1 protein-coding gene and 3 pseudogenes are annotated in these 2,998 nt (G+C 51.1%); all 4 read left to right on the plus strand.

Translation table 11 applies throughout. The features are described 5' to 3' along the window. Positions 1 to 264: pseudogene (locus BLT26_RS16540) on the plus strand (cryptochrome/photolyase family protein); the annotation flags it as partial. A 141-nt stretch (positions 265 to 405) separates the two neighbouring features. After that, positions 406 to 900, plus strand: a pseudogene (locus BLT26_RS16435) (VF530 family DNA-binding protein); the annotation flags it as partial. Positions 901 to 1,291: 391 nt separating this feature from the next. Next, positions 1,292 to 2,569, plus strand: coding sequence for a hypothetical protein (locus BLT26_RS16125; RefSeq protein ID WP_139169644.1), 1,278 nt, complete (start codon positions 1,292 to 1,294; stop codon positions 2,567 to 2,569). 193 nt (positions 2,570 to 2,762) lie between these two features. Then, positions 2,763 to 2,998: pseudogene (locus BLT26_RS16130) on the plus strand (cryptochrome/photolyase family protein); the annotation flags it as partial.

Genomic DNA, 2,998 nt, shown 5'->3' on the forward strand with positions numbered 1-2,998 from the left:
CCGTATGTAAGCAGCGGTAGCTACATCCACAAGATGAGCAACTACTGCTCTGGCTGCCGCTACAACGTGAAGGAGAAGACCGGGGACGATGCCTGCCCCTTCAACAGCCTGTACTGGAACTTCCTGGCGGAAAAGCGGGAGCACTTTGAGGGGAACCAGCGGATGGCGATGATGTTGAGTACGCTAGACAAATTGGACGAGGACGGCCTCGACAAGCTTCGCGACCGGGCCCTCCAGGTCGTGGCTAACCCGAAGGACTACTGACAGCACGCATCTTCGAACTACATTGCCGGCTATACTCGGCACTCAACCCGCCGGGGGGGCAAACCGGCTGACAAGCCACCAACGACACCGAATTGGCGCGCAGCAATCCGAGTCCAATAACCCTCTCCCGGCGTAAAGCCCGCTACCATCGCCTACGAGCGGCAAAAGCACTACGGCCGGGAGAGATTGGCGGAACGGATCGATATCAATTGTTTTAAGAATGATACCTCGGTGAAATCCAGCCTGGAGATCCTCCGTAGAACCGCCAGGGCACCCAGTGAGGTAGAAGCGCCCTACCTGGCAAGCATTACCCGTGATAACCCTTCGGAAAAAGCGGACTTAATCACCTCCCGGCTCCAGGGAACGGCCCGACTAGCAGACTCTGACCAGAGAAAGGAAGTTAACACTCGACACCTGCTGGGCACGGACAATTTTGCGCTTCTGTCTATCTGCCACCCGGACCAGATGGATTGGTGGTGCGCCCCAGCCTTATCGGTGCGTTTGAATAGGAGAAATTTGCAACTCACAGAAGAAAAGCCGGCTGGCCTGCGAAATCCTTGTTGGGATCGGGTTCTTGGTCAGCAGCGAGAGCCCAATAAGAAATACAGGCATATACTGCAAGGTCCTCAACCATAAAGCCGAAGAAAAGGCCGGGCGCAAGACGAGCAATCGCGTGAAACTCTACCGCCAGCTACTCACGGAATTCGAGCACGATCTGATCGACATTAGACTATTAGCGCACACTTGAGCAGCCGAAATCGTATGAATGACTGGCACGTATACAAGCTCGTGCAGACAGCCCGGAGCATCTAAAACAATTCCTTCTATCGCTAGTGGCGCTCAGGCATGCAAATAAAACCATCCTTGCCGGGGCCTCCGCTTACAGGCTTTACGATATCCTATATTCTGATATATTCTGTCTCTGCCCGATAACAAAAGCCTGGCAGCAAACCAGTCCACCGCCCAAGCTCACTTCATCGGTATATCCTTATAGAATTCTCCGACTTAATCAGCGGAACACTCACTAATGATAAGAATAATCTCAATTTTTCTCGCAGCCTCACTCATTTCAAGCTGCGCAAGCTCCGGTCTTCAGGATCTAGACAGGACGTCATTAAAGCAAATGTCGATTCGTGTAATTTCCGCAACCTACCGCCCAGAAATTATCGTCCAGGACGTATCTCCCGCATATTATCCCTTGTTTGCCTACTTCAATCACTCCCCGGCAGACGAGGTGTTTTATGATAAGGACATGAAGGATTCGCTCGGCTCATCTTACCTGCATCTTAACCACCACACCTTTACCTTCCAGAGCTGCACTGACGATCCGACGACCCTGGCGAAGGCACTGACCGTCAACAAACTTAACGAGCTCGCTGTTCCCATTCCTGTTGATCCGATTACGGGGACAGCCTTAAGCCTTACTTCATGCCTCGCTTCAAGCCTGAGGAACAAGCTTGACCAATCTAGCTTTGACTGGTTGCCCGACTACATTTCGACTCGGGCCAGGATATCCAATGTAAAAGCCTCATTATCGGACCTTGAGACGACGTCCATCATAAATTCTTCATTCAAGCGCGGCCTTATACCTGCTGGCATGTTCCGCGAAGCAACCTTTTTTACCGAGGACTCCCGAATCGGAAAGCCCGTCAAGGGCGCCGTTAAGAAAGTCGAAGAGGATTTCCTTCTAATCACCAATACCGAGTTTGCACTAACCAATGATACCGCAGCTCTTGAAATCTCCACCGAGTATTCACTTTATGAGACCTTAACCGGAACAATTGTCCACAAAGGTATTGCAGTATATTTTTCGCAGCCAGTGGGAAATCGTCTCGTTCCAATTACGCCTAGTGGCCGAGAGCATATGGCAGAGCAAATTTCACAAAAATACGATATCTCCAGTGCCACAAGCAGAACTGAAGAAATACAACTTGCAAGTAAAGTCAGGGAGTCCATGAGAAGGCTTGATAAAAAGCTTGAATTGGTGGGTAGTGAACTCGATATGAATCAATACTGGACCGCTGACAATGGTTACGCCGCGAGGAGCGCGATACAAGAAGGCATCAATGAAGTTTCAGCCATGATCAAGGCGGACCTCAACGGAACCATCTGCGGTAACCAGGCACAGGCGCAGCGTATAGAAGCAGTAAAGCCAGATAGCTTCAGGTGTCTATTATCTCAGGAGCAACATAGAAAGCGGGAGCGTTTTCAAGTTGGGCGTGAGTCAACGCTTATCTCCTATCAAAAAAATTGGTATCCCGTGTCTGCAAACTCACTCAACTTCAGGCATATTGCAGACATGTAACCCTCTTATTTTCAGTTGAAGGAACATCCCTACCACTTGATCCGGCACCAATCGGACTCTTTCCCATCGTTATTGTGGTAACGAGGTGCTTTAATGATGGGGCCAGAGTAACTTTTGAAAGGCACCTTCAGACTTTTACCGGACGGCAGATAGCGGTATGAAATAACCCACCTACACCGCGACTTCAGGAATAGCCTACGCCGACCACATCCGGGGCCTGATGGTCACCTGCAACTTCGCCCCTCTGCTGGGCTTACACCCGGGCCAGGTGGATGCCTGGTACCTGGGCATCTATATCGACGCCATCGAATGGGTGGAAATGCCCAATACCCGTGGCATGAGCCAGTTCGCCGACGGCGGCCTGGTGGCCACCAAGCCGTATGTAAGCAGCGGTAGCTACATCCACAAGATGAGCAACTACTGCTCTGG

The sequence above is a fragment of the Microbulbifer yueqingensis genome, from assembly GCF_900100355.1.
GTDB lineage: Bacteria > Pseudomonadota > Gammaproteobacteria > Pseudomonadales > Cellvibrionaceae > Microbulbifer > Microbulbifer yueqingensis.